Below are 24,738 nucleotides of genomic sequence, written 5' to 3'. Positions count from 1 at the left end.
AAAGGAGCTAAATGATTTTCTGATTTTTTTTCAAAAGATTTTCAAACTGAGCCGGTGGAATAGGAGCAGAAAAAAGATATCCCTGGAATTTTTTACAGCCCGCTTCTAAAAGAATTTTAAGCTGTTCTTCAGTTTCCACACCTTCGACTATCAGTGATTTTTTCCTGTTTCTGGCCAGATGAGTGATTAACTCAAGAAAGTCACGGCTGTCTTTGTCAGTGGTGATGTTATCCACAAAGGATTTATCCAGTTTCAGGGTGTCTGCAGGAATATTTTTCAGGTAGCTCAGACTGGAATGCCCTGTGCCGAAGTCATCCATGAAAATTTCAAATCCCATTTCCCTGATAGCCTGCATCTGTTTGATACTGTTTTCCGGATTCTCCATGGTTTCGGACTCTGTGATTTCCAGATGGAGGAACCGGGGAGATAATTTATCCGCCTGTTTCAGGGCTGATGCCAATATGGCAGGGAGGTCCGGATTGCCGTATTCTCTGGCTGTCAGATTGACTGATGTGTAGATGCCGTATTTATCACTCCATTCTTTAATCTGACGGGCTGTTTTGAAAAGAACCCATTTGGATATGGCTGAAATAATGCCGGTCTGTTCTGATATGGGTATAAACAAAGAGGGGGGAACCATTCCTCTTGACGGGTGATTCCAGCGGATCAGTGTTTCGCAGCCCTTGATAACTCTGTTTTCATCCACAATGGCCTGATAGTAGAGTTCAAACTGATTCAGGTCGAAGGCTCTGTTCAGGTCATTTTCAAGTTCGAGCCTGGACATGGACACCTTCTGAATATCCTGATCATAAAGGCGGTATTCCTTTCCCTGGCTCAGAGCGGATGAGAGTGCTTTGGAGGCATTGCGGATAAGATCATCACAATTGCTCCCGTCTTCGGGAAAGACCGCAATTCCTATGGTACAGTTCATGGTGATATTGGTTTCGCTTTTACGGTAGGGAATGGATACCGCATTAATCAGTTTCTGGGCTACGATAAGGGGCTCCGTCTCCCTGGCCATTCCAGTTAAAACAACGGCCAGCTCATTTCCATTATAACGGAAAACATAGTCGGTGGTTCTAAGACATTCTTTAACCCGGATACCTGTGTTTTCCAGCAGCATATTGCCTGTGGCTATACTATGCTCCAGACAGATCTTTTGAAAATTATCCATGGAGAGTATTAGCAGACAGCGTTTGTTCTCTGCCTGTGACCGTTTGGCCTTTTCAAGCTCCATATCCAGAATAATATCAAGAGAACGGTCGTTAAAGAGCCCTGTGACTGGATCTCGGAATTCAAAGTTCAGAAGTTTGGATTCGATTTCTCCCAGTTTGCTGATGTCGTGGGAAAAAACAAGTGCATGGGTAATCTCGTTATCTTCTTCATTATAAGGGTAAAAGGATACATGCATATATCTGGTTGAATCACCAAAATTGAACTGGTCAACATAGTGAATCTCTTCACCCTCAAAACAGCGGTCCAGATAACTTTTAATTGCATTCTTGAATCTATCCTCACCCCAAACGACGGATACAGGAGTATCCAGGATCTCATCCTGATTTTTACCGAGCATATTGCAGTAGGATTCGTTGACCACTTCGTAACAGTAGTCCTTGTTTATCAGTGTTATCAAATCGGAAGAAGTGTTGATTATGTATTTATATTTTTTCTCTCTGCCAGGCATGTTTATAAGTATATACGCATTCATTTCCATTGCGAACAGTAAACGCAAAATAAATAGAATTTATTTATGATTTCTCTTTTTACGGCCTCCTATTTAAATTGTTTAGTTCTATATGATAATATGAGTTCAAACATAGCTGATATTATATTATCAATCACAGCGAAAAAATCAGGAATAATCATGCAAGAAAAAATAATTTATACAAAAACAGACGAAGCACCGGCTTTAGCTACACGCTCCCTTCTCCCCGTCATTTCGGCATTTACAGGAGCTGCGGGAATCAGGGTAGAAACCAGAGATATTTCACTGGCCGGAAGAATCATCGCCTCATTTCCGGAAAATCTGAAGGATGGGCAGAAAATCTCTGATGCTCTGGTAGAACTTGGTGAAATGGTTCATCAGAAAGATGCCAATATTATCAAACTTCCCAATATTTCAGCTTCTATTCCTCAGCTGAAAGCTGCTGTCCTGGAACTTCAGGCCCGAGGCTATGACATTCCTGATTATCCGGAGGAGGCTCTAAGCTCCGAAGACAAGGCAATACAGGCCCGTTATGACAGAATTAAGGGAAGTGCAGTCAACCCTGTTTTAAGAGAAGGAAACTCAGACAGGAGGGCTCCCGGCTCTGTTAAAAACTATGCAAAAAATAATCCCCATTCCATGGGTGCCTGGGCTTCCGATTCTAAATCCCATGTAGTCAGTATGAGTGAAGGTGATTTTTACGGCAGTGAGAAATCAGTGACCATGGAAAAGGCTGCTTCAGTGCGGATAATCTTCAGGGGCATGAAAGACAGTGAAACCGTTCTGAAAGAGAGTTTCCCCCTTCTTGAATCCGAGATTATCGATGCTGCGGTTATGAGCAGGAATGCCCTCCGCAGTTTTCTTAAGAAACAGGCTGATCAGGCAAAAGCCGAGGGAGTTCTGTTTTCTGTACACCTGAAGGCAACAATGATGAAGGTCTCCGATCCTGTCATTTTTGGTCATGCCGTATCTGTTTTTTTTGCTGATGTTTTTGATAAATACTCGGATCAGTTTTCTGCCCTCGGTATCGATGCCAATATGGGGCTGGGTGATCTATACAATAAAATTGAAGGTCTGGATGATGATATCAGAGCGTCTGTGGAACAGGATCTTGCTCGGGCTCTGGAGGAAGGTCCCGATCTGGCAATGGTTAATTCTGATAAGGGCATTACCAACCTCCATGTATCCAGTGATGTGATTATCGACGCCTCCTTACCTGCTGCGATCAGGACTTCAGGCTGTATGTGGAATAAAGAGGGAAAGCTTCAGGATACCAAATTTATTATTCCCGACCGCTCCTATGCAGGTGTGTACAGCAGCACCATCGATTTCTGCCGGGAACACGGAGCTTTCGATCCTTCTAAAATGGGCTCTGTCTCCAATGTAGGATTGATGGCTCAGAAGGCGGAAGAATATGGTTCTCATGATAAGACCTTCTGTGCCCCTGCTGATGGTGTGATAGAAATAAGCGATGAAGACGGTACTGTTTTCCTCTCTCAAAATGTGGAATCAGGTGATATTTTCAGAGCCTGTCAGGTCAAGGATGCTCCTGTTCGTGACTGGGTTAAACTTGCTGTAAAGAGAGCCGCAGCCACAATGGTTCCTACTGTATTCTGGCTGGACCCTGCCCGTGCTCATGATGCACAGATGATAAATAAGGTAAAAAAGTATCTCCCTTCTCATAACACAGAAGGACTGGATATCAGAATCATGTCTCCCATTGAGGCTACTCTCTTCTCTCTGGAGGAGATCCGTCAGGGACGAGATGCAGTTTCTGTTACCGGAAATGTACTGCGTGATTATCTCACAGACCTTTTTCCCATCATGGAACTGGGAACAAGTGCAAAAATGCTTTCCATAGTTCCCCTGATGAACGGAGGTGGGTTGTTTGAGACCGGAGCCGGAGGTTCTGCACCCAAACATGTGCAGCAGTTTAACAGGGAAGGTCATCTCCGCTGGGATTCTCTTGGTGAGTTTCTGGCACTGGCTGTCTCTCTGGAACACCTTGCTTCAGTTTTTGGTAATAAGCGGGCTCAGATTCTGGCAGATACTCTGGATCAGGCTACAGCAAAACTTCTTGATCAGAGAAAGTCTCCTTCCAGAAAAGTCAATGAACTGGATAACCGGGGCAGTCATTTTTACCTTGCCATGTACTGGGCTGAAGCCCTTGGACAGCAGGATCTGGATATTCCTTTAAAAGAAACTTTCGCTGCCCTTGCCTCAAAGATGGAAGCCCAGGAAGATAAGATTCTTAAAGAACTCCTTGATGCCCAGGGCAGTTCTGTGGACATCGGCGGATACTACTTTCCCGACGAAAAACTGGCTGATAATGCAATGCGGCCTTCTGCCACTTTTAACGATCTTATTGACTCTATCGCCGGACAAACACTCTAGTTTTGACCTTTATTCCGGGAAAACCAGATTTAAAAACTGGCTTTTTCCAGAGGCAGAGTTTATTCTAGAGCTTTAATTATCATAATCAATATTAAAAAACGGAATTGGAGATAATATGAAACTGTTATTGGGCGCCTATAAGGATGCCAGCTATGAGGTGAGTATAAAGGCTGGATTTAATTTTTTCTTACAACTGTTTATAATTGTAATGCTTATACCCCTGACTCTGCTTGTCTTTAATCAGGGAGAAACTGTCATTGGTTTTACTATTCTGGTGATGGATGTCTTTTTTATGGTAACTCTGTTTCTGTTAAGAAAAGGCAAATATGATTTATCATCCTATATGTTCAGCATTGCTCTGTTTGTATTGATACTGGCCGAACGCTTCTCCGGGGGATATCACGGAGCCAATACTTTCACTCAGACTGCCCTGATGTTTCTTATTGTCAGTCAGGTGGCTGCCTTCCAGATCAGAAATAAAAAACATGTACAGATCACTGTTGCAGCAGCACTTTTCTCCTATATTGTCTTCTGTGCTTTTATTATAATCACTGCTGCCTACAAGGTTGATCCCAAGCCCCTCTCCGGTCAGCTCGTCACAGGAACCGTTCTGATGTTAATCGGACTTGCTCTGGTGACAGTACAGAAAATCGTATTCAACATGGTCACTGAAGATTCAATGAATAAGTATAAGGAGAGCGAGGTTCACAGCAGCAGGATGATCTCACTGATAAGTTCAGTTTCAGACCAGATTGATCAGGCTCTGGGACTCCGAGAATCTGCCGAAGAGACCGGTATGGCTGTCGTTCTGATTGAAAACAGAGTCAACGGAATTATGAAATCCATCAAGAATTTGAATAATGGATTTACAAGCACAAAAATAGCTTTGGATGCCATCGGTGGAAGTGTGGAAGAACTGAAAAATAATGCCCAGAATCAGTCTGCCAATGTGACTGAGTCCAGTGCAGCTATCGAAGAGATGGTTGCTTCCATAAAGAGTGTCTCTACAACAATTCAGGTTCGTAAAAAGAGTGTTGAGAGTCTTATCCATACTTCAAAAAACGGTGAAGAAGTTATTAAACAGACAGAAAGCTCCTTTAATGAAGTTATCGATCAGATCAGCAGTATCCGGGATATGACCAGTCTTATAAGCAGTATTGCCGCCCAGACCAACCTTCTTGCCATGAATGCCGCCATTGAGGCCGCCCATGCAGGTGATGCCGGTAGAGGATTTGCCGTAGTTGCCGATGAAATCCGTAAACTTGCAGAGAGCAGTTCAGGAAATGCCAAGAAAATTTCTGAAAATCTGAAGACCATGATCGCTTCCATTGAGAATACGGGAGCCCAGGTTAAACAGTCGGGTCACTCCTTTGAAGAGATTCGGGAAGAGGTTGATACTGTAGCCCGTGCAATGGATGATATCTATAACAGCACCGAAGAATTGAATACAGGAAGTGAAGAAATCCTCCGCTCCACAACCAGCCTGAATGAGCTGACCAGCAATGTTATGGACAGTGTTAATGAGGTTGATGAGGATAAGAGAACCATAGACAGTAATCTGGGGAATAATCAGCAGCTTTCATCAGATCTTGAGCAGGTCGCTCATGAAATCAAAAAGGATGCAGATGAGATTAAATTATCATCCGATAAGGTTCTCACCATGGCTAATTCACTGGCTGAGCAGTCAGAGATTCTAAAAAAGGAATTCTGATCAGGGATTATGAGCAAAGTCTCTGCTGTTTCCAAGCAGCAGGGATTCAATGCTGTGATGCTGCCCAATACCCTTAAAATCTACCTTCCATATCTCTCCATTGTTGGGAAAGCTCTCGGGATACTCGGGTAATGTGTTTTCCAGCACAGCCCTGATAAGCCTGAATGTAACTGCATGGGTGACTATCAGTATTTTATCAGGGGCATCCATTGAAAATGAATCAAAGAATGACCGTACACGGTCGGCAATCATCCTGTAGGATTCTCCTCCGCCTTCAGGTACCCAGTCCCAGCGCCTGGATGTCACTGTCTCGTACTGCTCTTCTTTCTTGACCTGGTCGTATGTCATTCCTGAATACTTTCCAAGTTCCTGTTCCGAGATCCTCTCATCCACTTCTATTTCAAGATTGTATAGATCCGCAAATGAGGCAGCGGTCTGCATGGCTCTGTTAAGGGGAGAGGATATTATCCTGTCAATCTGAATAGTTTCGTATAGCTGGGAGGCAATAAGATCTGCATCCGCCTTACCCGCATCTGTCAGGGGAAAAGCCTGACGGCTTGCCATTATTCTCTGACTGTTAGCTTTGCTCTGTGCATGTCTGATCAGATACAGTTCACTCATTAAATCACCGCCGTTTTTTTTCAACATTTTAGACATTATTATTAATCTGTTCCAGAGCTAAAATCCCTGAGATCTTTTGACAATCTTTGAATACTCGCATAGTATTAGTAATATATGATACTGCTCTGATTTATTGAGGAGCGCCCTGTAAGGACGGTTCATGAAACTACTGATTGTTGATGACTCCCGGGCAGCTAGAATGCTGATAAAATCTATTCTCCTTGATTATGATGCTGAGCTTGACTTATCTGAAGCTGAAAACGGCGCTATTGCCGTAGAGCTCTATACTGAGAAACGACCGGATCTTGTCTTTCTTGATTTAACCATGCCGGTTCTTGACGGTTATGGAGCTCTGGAGAAGATTATAGAGATAAATCCGAAGGCCCTTGTCGTTGTTCTGACTGCGGATATTCAGAAGAAATCTGTTGATCGATGCATGGAACTGGGAGCCTTTAGAGTTCTGAAAAAACTTCCTGATAAAAAGATTGTCTATGCCCTTGTTGATGAAATCAAAGAGATGATTTCGGGTCCTGCATGATGAATGAGAAACAGGTCCTTTTAACTGAAATGGAACTGGATGCTCTTCAGGAAACCATGAATATCTCTTTTGGCTCTGCCGCAGCAGATCTTGCTGAGATCATGGATATTTTTATTCAGCTGACAGTACCGAATATCTCTTCTGTGAAAATTCATGATCTCCCTGATTATATAAATAGGGAAATTTCAGATTTTGCCACATGCAGTGTTGTTCAGCAGAAATATTATGGCGATTTTGAGGGTATGGCTTTTCTTATTTTCCCCTACGGTAATGAGAGGGACCTGATATCCTATTTTCAGAGTTCCGGAACTGATTTCTTTCAATCGGATCAGTTGATAGATCTTGAGAGAGAAGTTCTGCTGGAGATCAGTAATATCCTGATTGGAGCCTGTATTGGAAGAATTTTCGAGATGCTGAACAGCCGTATCAGCTATCAACCTCCCCAGATAATTTCTGGTAGTGATTTTGACAGAACCTATGTTTCTTCAGAATTTGATAGCAGGGATCTGGCAATAACCATGAAAACCTTTTTCAGCTTTGAAGACAGAAACACCAAGGGATATCTCATATTGATTAATAGTCAGAGCTCCATTCCTCATCTTAAAAAAGCACTTTCACAGTTTATTGGAGAATAATTAAGTTGGAACGAAAGATACTGGACGTCCTGAATACGGGTATTGTCATTCTGGACAGTCATTACAATGTTGTTCTCTGGAATCAGTGGATGGAAATCAATAGTGAGGTTGAAAAGGAGATAATTGAAGGTACTCATCTTTTTAATCATTTCCCCCAACTGAACACCCCCTTTTTTACCCGCAGTATTAAATCTGTCCTGAAATTCGGGAATTATGTCTACTTTTCACAGAAACTACACACCTATCTCTTTCCTTTTCCGGCTAAAGGCATTTATGCAAAGCAGTTTGAATTTATGCAGCAGAGCTGTTCTCTCGTTCCTCTTGCCTCTGAAATTGAAGGGGAAGAGGATAAAATTGTCCTTACTGTGCAGAATGTTACAGAGAGTGTATATCTGGAACAGAACCTGAAGATTATGACACGACAGGATGGTCTGACAGGTTTATATAATAGAAGATATCTGGACATCAGGCTTGATGAGGAGCTAAAACGTTTTCAACGAAGTCGGAGAGTTTTCAGTCTACTGATGCTGGATATTGATAATTTTAAACTGGTTAATGATAAATTCGGACACCCCTTTGGAGATCATGTTTTAAAAAATCTGGGATCTGTGTGTTCCGGAATCATCAGAGGCAGTGATATAGCCGCCCGGTTCGGTGGTGAAGAATTTGCTGTTGTTCTCCTTGATACACCCGTAGATGGAGCAATGATCTTTGCTGAGCGTATCCGTAGGGAAATAGAGAAGATGGTTGTGACCAACGAAGAGGGAGTAAGCCTCTCGGTGACAGTCAGTCTCGGTGCAGCAACAGTTTCGGATGATATATTATCGGCAGTTTCATTGATTGAAAATGCGGATAAGGCTCTGTATGCATCAAAGAAAAACGGTAAGAACTGTGTGACCGTTTACGATCCTGAAATTCATAATGAAAATTCTCTAAAGTAATATGATTGAAAAGAATCCTACCGGGATTCAGTTCGAAAAGGCCATTAAAAAAGGGATCCACATAGAGAGCCATCGTGTGTCACTCCAGAGAATAAAAGATTCACTTATAGGGAACTCGTTTATAGATGGGGGGCACAGGCCCAGGCTGTTACGGATTTTATCTCACCGATATTCACGGTGTAATGAGGCTCTCCCTGAGGAATCAGGATACAGTCTCCCTTCTGAAGCTCGTGCACTTCATCCAGAGAGGTCAGATGAACTGCCACATGCCCTTCAATGACATAGCATGTTTCGTCTGCATCCTCATGCCCTTTGTCAAGGCAGGCTCTCTGCCCGGGCAGCATTGTGCTGACTGCAAAAATAAGCTTGTCAGTATGAAAATAGACTTTTGTGAATTCTTCACCCTCAAGCAGATTTCTGGTTTCGTTTGAGCGGATAACTTTTTTATTCATGATTTTTTCCTCATCGTTTTTCTGTACTATTCGTCAGATGACTCTTCATGTCAATCAAAGATATATATTTATATTCTTCTGAACGGGTAATTCAGATCTTGAGTGAAAATATTTATTAAATATATGGTGTTTGTTTAGTAAAATATTGAGGAAGTCGTTGACATTTGAAATAGATGTAATTTAATCTCTTAAGATGTCTGTAACAATTCGTGACATTGCTGAAAAAGCTGGTGTTTCTCCATCAACAGTATCTCTTGTATTGAATAATAAATCCGGGGTAGGTGATGAGACCAGGGCTCTGGTTTTTAAAATTGCTGATGAAATGGAATACAAAGGGGGAAGGAGAAGCAACAGGAAGAATGACAAAACAATCAGGCTTCTTAAAATTGCCAGGCATGGGCATATTGTTAATCGAGATCATAATGTTTTTATTTCAGATTATATTGACGGTATTGAACAGGAAGCTCGCCTTCATGGTTATGCATTAGAAGTTCAGAGTTATGCAGGCCTTGATCATAACAGCTTAATACGGGATTTAGAACGATCTGGAGTTGCAGGAGCTCTCGTTCTGGCTACTGAGTTGCATATGGAAGATATCCCACCTTTTCAAAATCTGGCAACTCCTCTGGCATTTATTGATGCAACTCATCCTGTAGCTCCTTTTGATTATATTGATATGGATAATGAGGGAGCCGTCTTTTCAATTATTAAAACACTGAAAGAGAAAGGGCACAGGGAAATAGGTTTGATCAAGTCTTCCATAGAAACTAGAAATTTTAAGGCTCGGGAGGATAGTTTCTATACGGCTCTAAGATACTATGGGCTTGAAATCCGTGATGATTGGATATTTGCTACAGATTCTACATTTGAGCAATCCTTCCTGGATATGGAAAAAATTCTTAGTGATGATCCTGTGCTTCCATCAGTCCTTTTCTGTGTTTGTGACATTATTGCATTGGGCTGCATGAAGGCATTGAAGAATCATGGACTATCCATTCCGGAGGATATATCCCTTGTCGGTTTTGATAATCTTCCCTCCAGTGAACTATCGGATCCCCCTCTGTGTTCTGTAAAAGTCTCTAAGTCCAGAATCGGAAGACGGGCCTTCCAATTGCTGCTGAGAAGGATAAATGATCCTGGAACACTTCCATATGAGAAAGTGCTGATCGGGAGTGAACTCATTTTAAGAGACAGTCTTGGTGATATAAAATAAATTTCAGATAAGGACGTATACATGAAAATATTAAACTACGGGTCACTCAACATAGATATGGTTTATCAGGTTCCTCATATTGTTAAACCTGGAGAGACCATATCAGCTACTGATGTGATGAAATTTGCAGGTGGAAAAGGGGCCAATCAATCCGTGGCTCTTGCTAAAGCAGGGGCTCCTGTCTGGCATGCAGGAACGATTGGACAGGATGGATTATGGCTGCTGGATCTTCTTCAGAAATTCTCGGTTCATACAGAACTTGTCAGTCACTATGAGGGTTCCTCAGGTCAGGCGATCATTCAGGTTTCAGAGGAAGGACAGAATTCCATTTTCCTGTTTGGTGGTGGAAATCAGAGTAATACTGAAGAAGTTATAGATAATGCCCTGTCTCAATTTGGTGAAGGTGACTATCTTGTTCTGCAGAATGAGGTCAATCTTATTCCCTATATTATTGAAAAGGCCCATGCCAGGGGGATGAAAATCTGCCTGAATCCAGCTCCTTATACAGAGGAGGTTAAATCATGGCCTCTCAGTAAGCTTGACCTTTTAGTTGTGAATGAGATTGAAGGCCGGGATCTGACAGGTCTGGAAGGTAGTTTTGAAGAGACTCTGACTGAGCTGACCCGTATGTATCCCGGGATGAGTATCCTTCTGACGGCAGGAAAAGAGGGTGCCTATTTCGCCAAGGATAAGATGAGGGAATATGTTCCCATCTTTGATTCTCCTGTTGTTGATACAACGGCTGCGGGTGATACCTTTTTCGGATATTTTCTGGCAGGTCGTCTGGAGGGGATGACTGTGAAAGCTGCCATGGAGCTGGCCACAAAAGCCTCTTCCATCACAGTCTCCCGTCCGGGGGCAATGGAATCAATTCCTTATATCAGGGAGCTTTTAGAGAAATAACTTGTCAGTGTACCTAGGGGTCCATCTCCTCTGTCAAGCTAAGTGCCTTTTACAGGATGCTAATGCTCTTTCGGATATACTCCAGGATCTCCATTCCTGTGGGCATAGTCCAGCTGTATTTTTTCTCCATGTTCCGGGAATTTCTGCCGGGTCATCGCAGTGTACATATAGCTGGGCTTCCGGGCATCATCCCTCCAGGGACGGCATTCCCAGTGATACCCCCGGAAGGGGTCTCTGCTTTCATTCATCCATTCAAGCAGGCGGTCATGCAGGCTGTTCCTTATCTCCTTCAGTAGTTTGTTTTCAATCAGATTGATCTCTTCTGCAGAATCTTCTGAAAGATCATAAAGCTCATCTGTCTCAAGAAGATTGATTACCAGTTTATACCGACCGTCAAAAACACAGCGAATAGGTTGAAAGCCTCCGAATCCATCCAAATCAACTTCATAGCGTCCATATTCTATAAATACTTCATTATTCACAGCAGCATCTTTATCTCTGAAAAGTTTCAGAAGACTCTTTCCCTCAAGAGTTTTGGGCGCTGCCAGACCGGCATAATCCAAAACCGTGGGGACCAGATCAATATGAGAGACCAGACTTTCACTGCTCTCATTCTCAGGGCTCTCTCCCGGCCAGCGAACTATAAACGGGATATTGGTGGTCTCCTCATACATGGAGGGTCCCTTGCTGATGAAGCCGTGTGAGCCGAGAGAGTCTCCATGATCCGAGGTGTAGATAATAAGAGCATGGGGAGCATACTTTTCCACAGCCTCAAGAACTCTTCCTATCTGGGCATCTACAAAACTGTTACAGCCGAAGTAGTCCCCTCCGTCAAGATGATATTTCCCGATATATGCCGTGTTGAATCCCTCATGACTGATCCTTGTTTGCCTTATATTGATAGTGTGTCTATCATGGATCTGTTGATTATCAACCCGTATACTCAAGCTTGTCAACTCCAGGGTTTCTCTATTATCATAGGGTATGAAAAGCAAAGGTCTCTTGATCGGTGAGCTGGCCCGGCTCTTTCATATCAGCACTGATACTCTCAGGTTTTATGATAAGAAGGGCATACTTACTCCCTCCGAGCGCAGGGGCAATAACTACCGCTACTATACATATCAGGATGTATCCCGTCTGACTGCCATACTTCTCCTGCGTAAGATGGAAGTGCCCCTCAACGAGATTGCCGCTTTTCTGGAGGATTACGGTTTTGATGACACCATGACCATGCTGGAGTCCCGCAAAGTCCTGCTGGATCGTCAGATTCAGGAGCTGAAATATGTCCGGGACAGTGTAAGCAATCAGATGTCATATCTTAAGGATTACCGGGACAATGCAGGGCAGATCACCATCCGGCAGAGCAACAGAATCCATTCCGTTTTTATTATAAAAAAGGATCTTCACATCAGTGAAGATATTGATGATATGGCTCTTGTCAAAGACTACCTCGAATCGGCTGCCGAGGGTCAGATTCCTGAAGACTGGTATATCTCAGGTCATCTGGGGACAGAGTTTCGTTCTGATGATTCCGGTTATTATCATCTTGCCTATTACTGTTATGAAGATTTCCCCGGGGCAGATCGTCATATTCCCCCGGGCTCCTATGTCTCTTATCTGTATAAAGGAGTTGAAGAGAGCAGCTTCCGTGAGAGGCGGGATAAAATGATCCGCTGGATTGAAAAAGAGGGTCTGAAAGTGGAAGGTCCGGTTTATCAGCTCTGGCAGATCGATGATTTTCATTCCCATCGCCGGGAAGACTGGGTCAATGAAATGCAGATTTTTCTTGTAAGCTAAATCCTGTTCTTGACCTTGGAGTTACTTCAAGGTTTATCTTTGGGGTATGACTAAGACATTTGATCTGGGGAAAGACCCCGTAGGAAAGATATTTACCGGATATGCCATCCCCGGTGTATTGGGAATGATGGCCATGTCAGCGGCCGGAATTATAGATGGAATCTTTATCGGCCGATATGTGGGTACTAGCGCATTGGCAGCTGTGAATCTGATCAATCCCATTGCCTCCCTTGCTATCGGTCTCAGTATAATGATCGGTGTGGGAGGTGCCACAACTGCGGCGGCTGAGCTGGGAGCCGGAAATGTAAAAGGGGCCAGAAACAGTTATACAGTTACTATACTGCTGATTACGGTCCTTGCTCTGATTATTACTGTTGCGGGTCTTATTTTTATCGACCCTATTGTCCGTATGCTGGGGGCAGAGGGTGCACTTGCTGCTGATGTGAAAGAGTACCTGGGATCTATTATCCTGTTCTTTCTCTTCTTTATGCTCAGCTTTCTGCTGGACTCCTTTATTCGCAGCGACGGTTCGCCTGTCTTCTCAGTTGCTATACTTCTGGGCTCGTCTGTTCTGAATATTATTATGGACTATTTTTTTGTCGCCCGTTTCGGCTGGGGACTGAGAGGTGCCGCCTTTGCTACGGGATTCAGCCAGCTGATAGCCGTGGTATTCCTCTGGGCTTATATGATTTCAGGAAAGACAAGGTATAAGCTGGTGCACCCCCGCTTTGAAATAAGACGTCTGGGAAAGATGCTGTTTAACGGTTCATCCGAGCTGATCAATGAACTCTCTCTGGGGATTTCCACCCTTGTCTTCAACTATATCCTATTAAGCCGTCTGGGGAGTATCGGAGTCGCAGCCTATAGTGTTGTGGGCTATGGAGCCATGCTGGCCAAGATGATCTTCGGAGGTGTTGCACAGGCCGTACAGCCGGGGATCAGCTATAATCTGGGGGCTGGAAATCTGAAACGGATTAAAGCCTTTCTGAAGCTTGGGCTGGGAGTCAATCTGGTTACAGGTGTGCTTGCCTTTGTTGCCATGCTGGTACTGCGCAGGCCTCTGGCTGTTCTTTTTGCCGGAAATCAGACAGAGGTTGTAGAGCTCACCGTAAAGATTGCTCTGTTATACAGCTTTTCATTGCTTGTTACAGGATCTAACTTTGTACTTTCCATGTTCTTTACGGCAGTACATCGTGCGGCGGATTCTGCAGTAATTGCGTTCTCCAGGAGCCTTCTGTTTTTTCTATTGGGGCTTTTTGTTCTACCTATGTTTTTCGGGGATAACGGACTCTGGCTGACTACTGTTTTTGCTGAATCGCTTACCCTGATAACAGCTCTGCTGCTTGTTAAGTTCAGACCCCTTAATGAAGATCAGGTCAACCGTCTCAGGTCCTCTCTTCAGAAAGCTTCATAACTGAAACTTCTAAGATCAGGTCCTGTATAAGTGAAAAATCCCCGAAGCTTTTGCTCCGGGGACCGTATATCACTTCTTGTCTTTTTTCCTCATTTTGTCTGTTTCATCCATCAGGCGGCTTATCATGTTCTTGTATTTCTCTTCAATAAATTTTCGCTTGACCTTGAGAGTCTGAGTTAACTCCTTTCCGATTGAGAAATCATTCTTCACAGGCAGGATCTTGGTAATAAACTCAAATGGTTTGAATCCCTGTTCCCTTGAGATAAGCTGATTCACTTCCTTCATAATCACTTCGTATATATGATCGTGCTCAATAGAATCTTTTCCTGACATCTGAATATCAAAATCTTTAAGCTTCAGTTCGGAGGCCAGTTTCATCAGCTCCTCTTCATTGACCGCTACAATGGCAGAAAGCTGTTTCTGGTCCTGCCCTATAACTACGGCATGATCGATATACAGACTCTCTTTCATTTTGTCTTCGATAGGTTCGGGTTCAACATTCTCTCCACTCATCAGGACTATGGTGTCTTTGGCTCTTCCGGCTATGATAACCTCTCCATTTTCAGAGCGGACAGCTATGTCTCCGGTATTCATCCACCCTTCAGAATCAAGAACTGCTTCAGTGGCCTCCGGATTCTTGTAGTAACCCAGCATAACCTGAGGACCCCGAACAAAGATAATTCCCTTTTCACCAATTTCTGTTTCAGTTCCGTCATCCCTTCTGATCTGAACTTCCGTATTATCAAATGGAATACCCGTGGTACCGAAGGTATTCCGCGGGAAGGTCCGGGAGAGTATACCCGGTGCACATTCGGTCATTCCGTAAGCGTTGACGATGGTGATCCCTATGGCATTGAACAGTTCGTCAAGATATTTAGGGAGAGAACCGGCAGCTGATGTGGCTCCTCTCAGGCGTCCTCCGACCTTTTCTCTGAAGGGTTTAAAAAGGACATTGGCCAGCAGGTGTCCCGGAATCAGGAATATCCAGCGCAGCATGTGTATGAACCAGGTAATCCCGCGGCGCAGGGCAGAACGTTTTTTCAGGGAGATGTAACAACCCTTCATATAAAATCCTGATGTTAAATAGCTTTGATTAAGTTTAATAAAGAAGAAAATCAGGTTGCGTTTGAAGGCCGGCATCTTGCTGATAACTCTGATCAGCTTCTGATAGATTGATTCCCAGACCCGTGGTACGGATATCAGTATTTCCGGTTTGATTCTGAGCAGATCCGCTGAAAAACGCCCGGCGGAAGAATATACAATGGTCAGAGCCGAATCCATGGCACAATACTCAAAGGCTCTTTCATAAACATGCCAGGAGGGGAGCATAACAACAGTTCTCTCCTGTCTTGATGAATCGATTTCAAGTCGGGGAGTATTGGCAACTACATTCTGCAGGAAGTTTTTATGAGTGAGCATTACACCCTTGGGATTTCCTGTCGTTCCTGAGGTATAGACTATGGTCAGAAGATCTTCTTTCTTAATCTCTTTTATCAGGGTTTCTATCTGATCCGGCTCTTTTGCCAGTCTTTTTTCTCCCTCTTCAAGGATATGATCATAGAAGAAGGTTTTGTCTTTGATATTATCAGGAAGAGTGTCTTCCTTTGGCCGATCAAGAATGAATATTTTTTTACAGCTTTTCCAGTCTTCATCACTGAAAACGGGAAGAATATCATTGAGTTGTTTCATGTTCTCAATAATCAGGTATGTTGAATCTGAATGCCCATAGATGAAATGGAGTTCTTTGGGAGTCGTATCAGAACCACGGGGGACAGTGATTGCACCCAGAGCCATGATGGCCATATCTGTTGAAATCCATTCGTATCGGTTATTCATGAAGAATCCTACATGATCTTTCCGCCCTATTCCGGCTTCGGCAAAACCGGCAGTGAGTACTCTTATATAGCGTTCAAATTCTCTGAAAGTAAGAGTTTTCTCTCCATCACGGGTCATATACTGATGAGAAATTCTATCGGGAAATTTCCTTGCTGTTTCAAAAGGTATTTCCAGAATGGACTTATACATATTCAATTCCTTTATTTTATATATCTTCCGGCTTACCTTCACACGGTGAGCTGGAAAAGTCAAAAAGTTTTTCTCTATGTATAATTATATCCCATCTGTAACCTATATGGTTGTCTTAAATCTTCATTTTCTCCTTTTTCTTGTATATCCTACAATTCTGATCCCAGGTTCTCCAGCTTTGATTTAATTCAGTTTCAGGCTGATTTACAATTTACAACAGGCTCCTCGGGAGCTCCGAAGATCCTATCTGACAACTTGACATACCAGGCTGATATCTGGATCTGTACAATGTAACCAAGAGCTATTATCAATGCTATTCCGGAACCCTCTTTTCCAAAAGATGTCATTGCTATAGCCAGGGCGATAGATAGATTTCTCAGAACCGTACCATAGACCAGGGCCAGACCATCCGCTCGGTTGAAGAACTTCTTTCCCACAAAGGTACTGATCAGAATATTGATTATATAAAGGATAAGAAGAGGCGGTATTAAAGAGATAAATGCCACAGGATCGGCCATTATGGATTTCGCTTTAAGGGCCATAGCAATAAATACAACGGAGAGAACACCAAGGGTGGAGACAGGGGGAAATCTCTTTTTGATATTTTTTTGCCAGGCTTCTTTTCCCTTGTTTTTGACTATGAGATGTTGTGTCAGAGCACCCAGAATCATCGGCAGCAGAACGATTGTCCCTATCTGAATAAAAATTTTAGCCATTGGGATGGAGATGGTCGCACCCATCAGTCCTTTTATATAGAAAGGTGTCAGCAGTGAACCTGCCAGGAGGCCGAATACTGTCATCTTAACCGCCGCTTCCATGTTTCCCCTGGACATCCCCGTCCAGGAGATAGTCATCCCGGAAGTGGGCAGGAGTGACACAAGAAGAAAGCCCAGAGCCAGATAAGGCTGTTCAGCAAAGAACAGCTTTCCAATGAGGAATGCGATAAAAGGGATAAGGGCAAAATTGATCAGCTGTGTAACTATCTGAAGTCTACTGTCACCTGTCTCAAATATTTTCCTGAACTGCATGGTTACCATCATGGGATAGACCATGAGGAATGTTAATGGAAGGATAAGATTTTTAAGGTGGGTCGGGTCATCAAGGATCAGCCCTGTGATAAAGCCGGCTGCCATAAAGACAGGTACAGCCAGGCTGAGATTCTTCTGAAGGGATGAAAGTAGTTTCCACATAGTTTAACTCCATATATTCTATATATATTAGAAAATATATATAAAGTTTTCACTAAAGTCCAGTGCTTGTAAAAGTATTCTTTCCATCTACTCTCATAAATCCAAATATAGTAGATAGATCTTCACCTATCCACAGATTCACATATCTGTTTTAATAATCTCATGAAAGGTATTATCGCCCCTTATCGGGGACTTCCTGTTCCTGTCTATGTACTCTTTGTTTCCAGAATCATCAACAGGATGGGAGACTTTGTCAGCATTTTTCTGACCCTCTATCTCAGCCGCTATCTTGGATTCTCTGAGAAACAGACCGGTCTTATTCTTTCTCTTGTTGGTTTAAGTATGATGAGCGGAGCTCTGCTCGGAGGTAAGCTGACTGATCTGGCAGGAAGAAAAAAGATAATGCTGGGGCTTCAGGCTATGGCTGCTGCATCGGTGCTTATCTGTGGATTTATCCCCGACAGTCCTGCTTTACCGGGACTCCTTATACTTTTTACTTTCTTTAACGGTGCTGTCCGTCCAGTTAATACGGCACTGCTTACCGATTTAACAACACAGAAAAACAGAGCAGCAGCTTTTTCACTCCTTTATCTGGGGATCAATATCGGGATTTCCGCCGGACCCATTCTCGCAGGATTTCTATTCAATAATTATAGACGCTGGATATTCTGGGGAGATGGTCTGACTACTCTTCTGACTATCCTTCTTATCCTTATTCTTATACCTGAACCCGAAGAGTGCAGCGGAAAGACTGAGGCCGGGGAACATGTGGAAGAGGGAAGCAGCCTGAAAGCACTTCTTGGAAGACCTATCCTGGCGATATACACAATTCTCAGTATCTTTTCAGCACTAATCTATGCTCAAACCACTTTTACTCTTCCTCTGCAGATGCTTCATGTATTTGATGAGAAAGGACCGCGCTTATTCGGACTGATTATGTCCTTTAATGCTGTTGTGGTTCTGATCGTCACACCATTGCAGAATTATTATATGAAAGATATCCGGCCCCTGAGACGTATTGCACTGGGACAGGTTCTTTATTCACTTGGGTTTGGACTGCTTATAGTACCGGTTCACACATTATCCTGGTTTTTCTTTTCAACTTTCATATGGACCTGCGGAGAAGTTCTGGATGCGACGAACTCCGGAGTATTTGTTGCCAACCACAGCCCAAGGAATCATAGAGGGCGGTTTAACAGTTTCTTTCTCATATCAAAGGGAGCCGGACGTTCTCTGGCACCTCTGATTTCAGGTCTTGTCCTTGAAAGCCTCGGGATCTCCTATATCTGGGGGCTCTGTCTTTTTCTGGGATTCTTTCTTTTTATGGCTATGAATTCTCTGGATAAAAAAGACCAAAGGATGTTGGTAGAAATCTGAATTCATCTTCTGTTTCAGAGGGCAGTACCAGTTCCAGGTCGTCATTCTCACTGCTGCATTCAGCAAGTATTCTGTTGCCGTCAAGAATATGCTTCCTGTTAATGCTCAGCTTCATTCCCCTGTCAGAGATCTTGAGTTCATCCGCTCTGAAAATGAGCCTGTAATCCCCATCCTCTTTTTCTGTTTCTAATTCAAAGGGATAAGTTTTTTTATCTTTTACTTTGATATCCACTTCATTTATGGCATATCGGGATGTCATTTCGAAGACAATCTTTGATACGGGATGTTTGTACACCTCCTGTGCGCTGCCGAACTGTACGAGTCTCCCCTTATCCAGTACTGCGATGTAATCACTCATTGCCAGAGCCGTTTCCGGATCATGGAGACTTATGATTGTTGTTTTTCCAAGTTTTATTACCAGTTCTTTCAGAAAGCTGCGCATCTGCAGCCTTACCATGGCATCCAGCCGGGCAAGGGGTTCATCCATAATCAGTAAGTCTATATTGCGAATATCCGCCTTGGCGATTGCTATCATTTGTTTAACTCCCTCGGGGAGTTCTGATATGATCGTATCCAGATTTTCATCGCTGAGATTAAGTTCTTCAGCAAGGGCTGTCACTGCCGGGTCAATATCCTCTTTTCTCAGTTTTTTAATCATTTCAAGGGGGAAACGAATATTGCCGCGGCCCTTTCTATTAGGCATAAGGGCATAGTCTTCAAAGACAAAACCGATATTCCTCTCTCTTGGTGAAATAGTATCCAGACGATTGGAGCCCAGGAAAATAGCTCCCTTTTCGGGTTTATTTAATCCTGCAAGAGATTTCAGCAGCATGGTCTTGCCTGATCCCGAGGGGCCTATGACCGAAAGTATCTTTCCCCTGGGGATTTCAAAGCTTATATTTTCCAGTTGAAACTGTTCTCTTCTGAAACAGATATTTTTAACCAGAAAAATATTCTCATCGGAGTTTTCAATACTTTCTTCAGGAGAGTGAAAAAGCTCTTTCTGCCGTTCAATATAGGCATAAAGATCGGAGGAGAGAATCCGTATGGCAGATCCAATCTTGAATGCTTCAATTTTCTTGTCTCGTATCAGGTTGTAAACCATCTGATTTGAGATATTCAGAAACTGAGCTACTTCTTTGATGGTCAGTGATTTATCCTTATGAATCATAACAGCTCTCCTTAAGATACTCTCTGTTATAACATGTTATAACAGAATACTATAAAGTCAAATTTTTTCTTGTATAACTCGGTTTTAAGCTTAAATTTGCCTCAGGAACTATTTTATATTATTTTTGATGACATACTGCAGAATCAGGAGAACACCATGGCTGTATTGCCCCCGAGTTTTGAAGAATTAATTAATGGCAGTGATCTGCCCGTCCTTGTTGATTTTTATGCCGACTGGTGCGCACCCTGTAAAATGGTAAGTCCTGTGATTGCTCAGCTTGCCAAAGAGTATAAGGGGCGAATGGTTACCGTTAAGATCAATACTGAAAAGAAACAGGATGTGGCCCGGCGTTATGCCATTCAGTCAATACCGACAATCATGCTTTTCCATAGAGGAAAGCAGCTTATGCGCCTGCAGGGGGCTCATCCCTATGAATCCCTGAAGTCTGAACTGGAAAGAGCTCTTCCTAACTGATTTATTTACTGTTCCAATATGGGCTCTTGAGTCTATAATAGACTTTGGAATGAATGAAAATACTATAAAACATGATGCTCCTTTATCTGTTAAGGGAACAATTCTCTTTGTTGACGATGAGCATATTAATCTTGTTGTAGGTCAAACTGTTTTAAAGCGTCTCGGTTTTGAAGCCATTACCGCATCCAATGGGATGGAGGCAATAAACCTGTATAAAGCCCGGACAGATGAAATTGATCTCATAATAATGGATATGAATATGCCTGTTCTGGATGGAGAGGAGACCATTAAAAAGATTCTTAACTTTGACGGTTCTGCCAAAGTTATAGTGACTTCCGGGCTCCTCAGTAAATCCCAGACCCGGGAAATGAATAATCTGGGTATTCGTAATTTTCTTATAAAGCCTTATCGTGCATATGCAGTTGCAGCAGTTATTGAGTCAGCTTTAGCAGAGAGTGATTGATGTACGGGAAAAGGGATTTTCTTAAACCATACAGAGGTCTGAAGCGGGACATTTATATCATTTTCATCTCTAAAACCATAAATGCCATGGGAGCAATGATCTTCCCGTTTATGACTCTTCTTCTTAGTTCAAAAATAGGATTATCAGGATCGGATACTGGTTTCTATGTGGCCATGACCGGTCTTGCCTGGGGCCCTGCCAGCCTTATCGGGGGTAAACTCTGTGATATGTACAGTCGGAAGATTGTCCTGGTTACGGCAGAGATTTTAGCCGCTGCCGCCTATTTAATCTGTTTTTTTATGACTCCCGGCATGCCCATGGTGTATATGCTTATGGCGGCTTCATTCTTCTTTGGAATGGCAGGCCCGGCTCATGATGCCCTGACCGCAGACCTGACAACAAAAGATCAGAGGCAGGGTGCCTATTCCCTTAATTACCTTGGATTTAATATGGGCTTCGCCTTTGCTCAGGTTCTGGCTGGTATGCTCTTCCATAATCACCTTGAGCTGATGTTTCTCATTGATGCTCTGACGGCTCTGGCCGGTCTGTCACTTATTGCCTTTTTTGTTCATGAACCGGGAGTTGATAGAGATTCTCAGTCCAGGATTAAGGAGAGTGGGGCGGTTCCTGAGAAATCGGTATTTGCCATACTGGCAGCAAAACCCCTTCTTCTGTTCTTCTCCCTGTCCATCTGTGCCTACAGATTTCTCTATTCACAGTGGCCTTTTATGATTCCCCTCCATCTTGAGAGCCTTTTTCCGGGTGAGGGTGCAAAAATATTCGGAATACTTGGAAGCTTCAATGCAATAATTGTTGTAGTCATGACACCCGTTCTGACCTCTTTTTTCAGCCATAGAAGCAATGTCAGAAAAGTCTTTTATGCAGGTATACTCTTTTCCCTGGGTTTCGGCCTTCTGGGATTTGTATCCTTTAAAACAGCTTTTTTTATATCTGTTTTGATCTTTACTCTAGGTGAGATTCTGGAAGCCATATCAGTAATGCCTTTTATTATGAATCATACTCCTGCCACCCATCGTGGTCGTATGAGCTCTATTCTGCCTATTATTATGGGTGCCGGATTTGCAGCAGGGCCGGTGATTATGGGTTCTGTTCTTGATTCAAGGGGATTCTCATTCAGCTGGTTCCTGGTTGCCGGGATCGGTCTTATTGCAACTCTCTGCATGCGACTCATAGATATAAGTGATGCACGGGGTGACGGGACTCAGGGAAAGTGAAGTAGCATCTGCAGTCATAACTGTTTTATGATAGGATAATTAGAATAGAAAATCCTCATTGAGGAGAGTTGTTATGGATACTCTGATTATTTACGATTCTGTTTTCGGCAATACAAAGAAAATAGCTGAAATTATGGGAGAGACCCTCAAAGAAAAAGGACAGACTTCTGTTCTTCATGTGAATGATGTCACTCCTGCAAAGCTGACTGAAGTGGATTTGATTATTATCGGTTCCCCCACAAGAGCGTTTAATCCTACCAAATCTATCAGGCAGCTGTTGAAATCTTTACCCAGAGAGGGATTGAAGGGGAAAGAGCTGGCTGTCTTTGACACAAGGATGTGTATTGAAGATTCAAACTCCAGATTTCTGGAGCTTCTTGTGCGGATTCTGGGCTATGCCGCTGAGAAAATAGAAACCTGGTCTGTAAAAAAGGGTGCCCTCCTTATCCTGAAGCATGAAGGGTTCTTTGTGCATGATACCGAGGGGCCTCTGAGAGAAGGTGAGGAAGAGAGAGCCGCCGCATGGGTCCGCCTGATTCCTGTTCATAATGAAAGAATATAAAACCCGGCTCTTTGATATAGACGGTACCTTACTGGATACCATGGGCAGCTGATTCACTGAATCTGCTGATCAGTTTTATCATGAGTGTTAGTTCAATATCAGTCTGAATCCCAGATCCACATCCGCCTGGTGTGCCGGTTTTTTGCTGGTATACATGGACTTGAAGTTTTTAGAGCGGGACAGTTTAAAGCTGCCGCCGGCAATGGATGCAATGGTTGTCCCTTCGCTGTTAACTGATTCATCCAGACACCATTCCCTCATATTTCCCGCCAGGTTTGTGATGCCGTCCAGAGTTATATCTCTCTGAAAGTCCTGAATCTGCATGGGACCCTGTGTCCCGATGATGGGGAGAATCCCCGGCTGTGTGGAATTCTTATTCTGACAGTTTTTTACATTCCAGTAATTACCCCAGGGATAGGTCGTGCTGTATTTTCCGCCGGCAGCGTACTGCCACTGCTTTAAGGTAGGCAGTGTTACGGATACCCTGTATTTCTTTGAGAACCATTTACAGAACTCCACAGCATCAATCTTACTGACATTATGGACAGGGTAGTAGTCATAATTGGGTTTGTAGTACTGGTTCCAGGCATTTACAGTCTTATATTCACTCTTCTCTATAAATTCTGCATATTGGCCCAGTGTCAGTTCTGTATCACTCATCCAGAAGCCATCCATAGAGCCGCGGCCTTTTATGTAGATGAAATTGATACCGTTGACTCTTTTTATATCCTGATCACTCAACACAATGACATTTGCCAATTCACTGGTTTCGTCTTCATTAATACCGAATTCGTTTCTGTAACGACCGTATTCGTGTTTTATTTCGACAAAATGGATACCCACATATATGTCTTCGAAAATTTTTGTTTCACCCGTATCAATCTCACCCATATCAGCACCGTCAATAAGAACAGTTCCACTGACATTTGTGAAGAGAGACAGAGAGCCGAAGGCATTTTTGTTTACTTCCTGAAACTCATCCACATTAGCCCTTGTCTGCATATCAATACTTGCAGAATAGGAGCTGATTGCTATATCTCCGGACAGTTCACCGTGGATGTCGGTGTATGGTTTCTGTTTCAGTCCGAGGGTCATGGAGTAGTTGCTGACTGCTTCTTCTACAAAGACAGAAAGCTCTCTGAAGGTGACTATGCTGTCGCTGTCACCATATTGGTAATCTGCTTTTCCTTTAAGTCCTTCAAGGAGGAAGCGGGTAAATACACCGTAGTCTGATTCCTGATCTTCAAAGCTGAGCCATCCTGTCTTGGTAGAGTAGAATATGGCTCCCAGTTTAGAGGAGGTATAGCGCTGAGAGGTCAATGTATTTTTAGAAAGGCTCCGGCTTGTATTGGTGGAGATCTGCTCCCGGCAGGCATCAATGAGAAAAAGTGATTTTTCGACTTTCAGGTCATCAACCCATTTAACCAGGTCTTTTACAGGAAAGCTTGTATTGAAGACATCATTGATATCCGTATCGGCTACAATCAGAAATCCCTCTCCCTCATCGTTGGATATCCCATGTCCGGAAAATGAGACGACCACCAGATCTTCCGGCCTGATGAAGTCTTTCAGGTAGGCTAGACGGCTTTCGATGTTTCTCAGCCGGGGGTAGTTGTTCTGTTTATCATTACGGGGGTCAATATCATCGGTCATTATAAAGACCTGATCAAACTGCCCCTCCCTTTCAAAAATCTTTCCCAATGCCAGAGCATCGTTTCTGGCATTGTTCAGATTCTGGATGATGCTATGCTCATACTGGTTGATACCGATACATATGGCATAGCGTTTTCCATTGTTTCCGGCGGTATTCTTAATCTCCGTCTGATTGATGATTCCCAGTCCTCTGGACTGATTACTCTGTCCTGCGAGAGGACTCAGAAGGACGATTAACAATAGAAACACCGGAAACTGTTTCAT

General features: G+C 43.3%; 22 protein-coding genes. 14 read left to right on the top strand and 8 right to left on the bottom strand.

The genetic code is table 11. The features are described from left to right. Nucleotides 1-7: 7 nt before the first annotated feature. Entirely contained in the window at nt 8-1,684 is a 1,677-nt protein-coding gene (locus DV872_RS04495) for an EAL domain-containing protein (RefSeq protein ID WP_158546829.1), read from the bottom strand. A 180-nt stretch (nt 1,685-1,864) separates the two neighbouring features. Here DV872_RS04495 and DV872_RS04490 point away from each other — a divergent pair, with 180 nt between their 5' ends. Together DV872_RS04490 and DV872_RS04485 are read left to right on the top strand one after the other, a co-directional pair. Continuing rightward, on the top strand, nt 1,865-4,099 hold the full coding sequence (locus tag DV872_RS04490) for an NADP-dependent isocitrate dehydrogenase (RefSeq protein WP_114628662.1): 2,235 nt from the start codon (nt 1,865-1,867) through the stop codon (nt 4,097-4,099). 115 nt (nt 4,100-4,214) lie between these two features. Continuing rightward, nucleotides 4,215-5,810 (top strand): methyl-accepting chemotaxis protein, encoded by a 1,596-nt coding sequence (locus DV872_RS04485; RefSeq protein ID WP_114628661.1) that lies wholly within the window; start codon nt 4,215-4,217, stop codon nt 5,808-5,810. Here DV872_RS04485 and DV872_RS04480 read toward each other — a convergent pair whose 3' ends face one another. Next, nucleotides 5,811-6,458 carry a histidine phosphatase family protein gene (locus DV872_RS04480; protein ID WP_230391413.1) on the bottom strand — a complete coding sequence of 216 codons (648 nt, stop codon included), beginning with the start codon at nt 6,456-6,458 and terminating at the stop codon, nt 5,811-5,813. It lies immediately after the preceding gene. Nucleotides 6,459-6,591: 133 nt separating this feature from the next. Here DV872_RS04480 and DV872_RS04475 point away from each other — a divergent pair, with 133 nt between their 5' ends. Genes DV872_RS04475 through DV872_RS04465 form a run of 3 tightly spaced genes read left to right on the top strand, consistent with a single transcriptional unit; the run spans nt 6,592 to nt 8,545 of the window. Next, on the top strand, nt 6,592-6,969 hold the full coding sequence (locus tag DV872_RS04475) for a response regulator (RefSeq protein WP_114628660.1): 378 nt from the start codon (nt 6,592-6,594) through the stop codon (nt 6,967-6,969). Then, nucleotides 6,969-7,604, top strand: coding sequence for a chemotaxis protein CheC (locus tag DV872_RS04470; RefSeq protein ID WP_158546828.1), 636 nt, complete (start codon nt 6,969-6,971; stop codon nt 7,602-7,604). Before DV872_RS04475 ends, DV872_RS04470 begins: the two co-directional genes overlap by 1 nt. A gap of 5 nt (nt 7,605-7,609) precedes the next feature. After that, entirely contained in the window at nt 7,610-8,545 is a 936-nt protein-coding gene (locus DV872_RS04465) for a GGDEF domain-containing protein (RefSeq protein WP_114628658.1), read from the top strand. 119 nt (nt 8,546-8,664) lie between these two features. On the opposite strand, the gene DV872_RS04460 is transcribed toward DV872_RS04465, so the two are convergent. Next, a complete protein-coding gene (locus tag DV872_RS04460; protein ID WP_114628657.1) occupies nt 8,665-8,997 on the bottom strand; it encodes a cupin domain-containing protein in 333 nt (110 codons plus the stop codon). Nucleotides 8,998-9,190: 193 nt separating this feature from the next. Here DV872_RS04460 and DV872_RS04455 point away from each other — a divergent pair, with 193 nt between their 5' ends. Together DV872_RS04455 and DV872_RS04450 are read left to right on the top strand one after the other, a co-directional pair. Then, complete coding sequence (locus tag DV872_RS04455; protein WP_114628656.1) at nt 9,191-10,210, top strand: LacI family DNA-binding transcriptional regulator; 1,020 nt, start codon at nt 9,191-9,193, stop codon at nt 10,208-10,210. A 21-nt stretch (nt 10,211-10,231) separates the two neighbouring features. Then, nucleotides 10,232-11,113 carry a ribokinase gene (locus tag DV872_RS04450; protein WP_114628655.1) on the top strand — a complete coding sequence of 294 codons (882 nt, stop codon included), beginning with the start codon at nt 10,232-10,234 and terminating at the stop codon, nt 11,111-11,113. A gap of 59 nt (nt 11,114-11,172) precedes the next feature. Here the strand turns inward: DV872_RS04450 and DV872_RS04445 are convergent, their stop codons facing one another. Beyond that, the gene (locus tag DV872_RS04445; protein WP_147283096.1) at nt 11,173-12,060 is read right to left on the bottom strand and encodes a sulfatase/phosphatase domain-containing protein; all 888 of its coding nucleotides are present in this window, start codon (nt 12,058-12,060) and stop codon (nt 11,173-11,175) included. Nucleotides 12,061-12,097: 37 nt separating this feature from the next. Here DV872_RS04445 and DV872_RS04440 point away from each other — a divergent pair, with 37 nt between their 5' ends. Next, the gene (locus DV872_RS04440; protein WP_114628653.1) at nt 12,098-12,910 is read left to right on the top strand and encodes a MerR family transcriptional regulator; all 813 of its coding nucleotides are present in this window, start codon (nt 12,098-12,100) and stop codon (nt 12,908-12,910) included. A 46-nt stretch (nt 12,911-12,956) separates the two neighbouring features. Continuing rightward, nucleotides 12,957-14,324 (top strand): MATE family efflux transporter, encoded by a 1,368-nt coding sequence (locus DV872_RS04435; RefSeq protein ID WP_114628652.1) that lies wholly within the window; start codon nt 12,957-12,959, stop codon nt 14,322-14,324. Between the two features lie 69 nt (nt 14,325-14,393). On the opposite strand, the gene DV872_RS04430 is transcribed toward DV872_RS04435, so the two are convergent. Together DV872_RS04430 and DV872_RS04425 are read right to left on the bottom strand one after the other, a co-directional pair. After that, nucleotides 14,394-16,349, bottom strand: a complete 1,956-nt coding sequence (locus DV872_RS04430; RefSeq protein ID WP_114628651.1) for a long-chain fatty acid--CoA ligase — start codon at nt 16,347-16,349, stop codon at nt 14,394-14,396. 194 nt (nt 16,350-16,543) lie between these two features. Continuing rightward, entirely contained in the window at nt 16,544-17,539 is a 996-nt protein-coding gene (locus DV872_RS04425; protein ID WP_114628650.1) for an arsenic resistance protein, read from the bottom strand. Nucleotides 17,540-17,701: 162 nt separating this feature from the next. Here DV872_RS04425 and DV872_RS04420 point away from each other — a divergent pair, with 162 nt between their 5' ends. Next, entirely contained in the window at nt 17,702-18,916 is a 1,215-nt protein-coding gene (locus DV872_RS04420; RefSeq protein ID WP_114628649.1) for an MFS transporter, read from the top strand. Here DV872_RS04420 and DV872_RS04415 read toward each other — a convergent pair. After that, on the bottom strand, nt 18,867-20,087 hold the full coding sequence (locus tag DV872_RS04415) for an ATP-binding cassette domain-containing protein (protein ID WP_114628648.1): 1,221 nt from the start codon (nt 20,085-20,087) through the stop codon (nt 18,867-18,869). The genes DV872_RS04420 and DV872_RS04415 overlap by 50 nt on opposite strands. Nucleotides 20,088-20,243: 156 nt before the next feature. On the opposite strand from DV872_RS04415, the gene trxA reads away from it, so the two are divergent. The 4 genes from trxA to DV872_RS04395 all read left to right on the top strand — a co-directional run bounded on the left by trxA (nt 20,244) and on the right by DV872_RS04395 (nt 22,821). Then, a complete protein-coding gene (trxA, locus tag DV872_RS04410; RefSeq protein ID WP_114628647.1) occupies nt 20,244-20,561 on the top strand; it encodes a thioredoxin in 318 nt (105 codons plus the stop codon). A 49-nt stretch (nt 20,562-20,610) separates the two neighbouring features. Then, nucleotides 20,611-21,024, top strand: a complete 414-nt coding sequence (locus DV872_RS04405; RefSeq protein ID WP_114628646.1) for a response regulator — start codon at nt 20,611-20,613, stop codon at nt 21,022-21,024. Next, a complete protein-coding gene (locus DV872_RS04400; RefSeq protein ID WP_114628645.1) occupies nt 21,024-22,259 on the top strand; it encodes an MFS transporter in 1,236 nt (411 codons plus the stop codon). The genes DV872_RS04405 and DV872_RS04400 overlap by 1 nt, the downstream gene beginning before the upstream one ends. Nucleotides 22,260-22,332: 73 nt before the next feature. Further along, on the top strand, nt 22,333-22,821 hold the full coding sequence (locus DV872_RS04395) for a flavodoxin family protein (protein WP_114628644.1): 489 nt from the start codon (nt 22,333-22,335) through the stop codon (nt 22,819-22,821). A gap of 87 nt (nt 22,822-22,908) precedes the next feature. Here DV872_RS04395 and DV872_RS04390 read toward each other — a convergent pair whose 3' ends face one another. Then, nucleotides 22,909-24,738, bottom strand: coding sequence for an SUMF1/EgtB/PvdO family nonheme iron enzyme (locus DV872_RS04390; RefSeq protein WP_114628643.1), 1,830 nt, complete (start codon nt 24,736-24,738; stop codon nt 22,909-22,911).

Source organism: Oceanispirochaeta sp. M1 (assembly GCF_003346715.1).
Taxonomy (GTDB): domain Bacteria; phylum Spirochaetota; class Spirochaetia; order DSM-2461; family DSM-2461; genus Oceanispirochaeta.
This window is presented reverse-complemented; position numbering and strand designations above follow the sequence as displayed.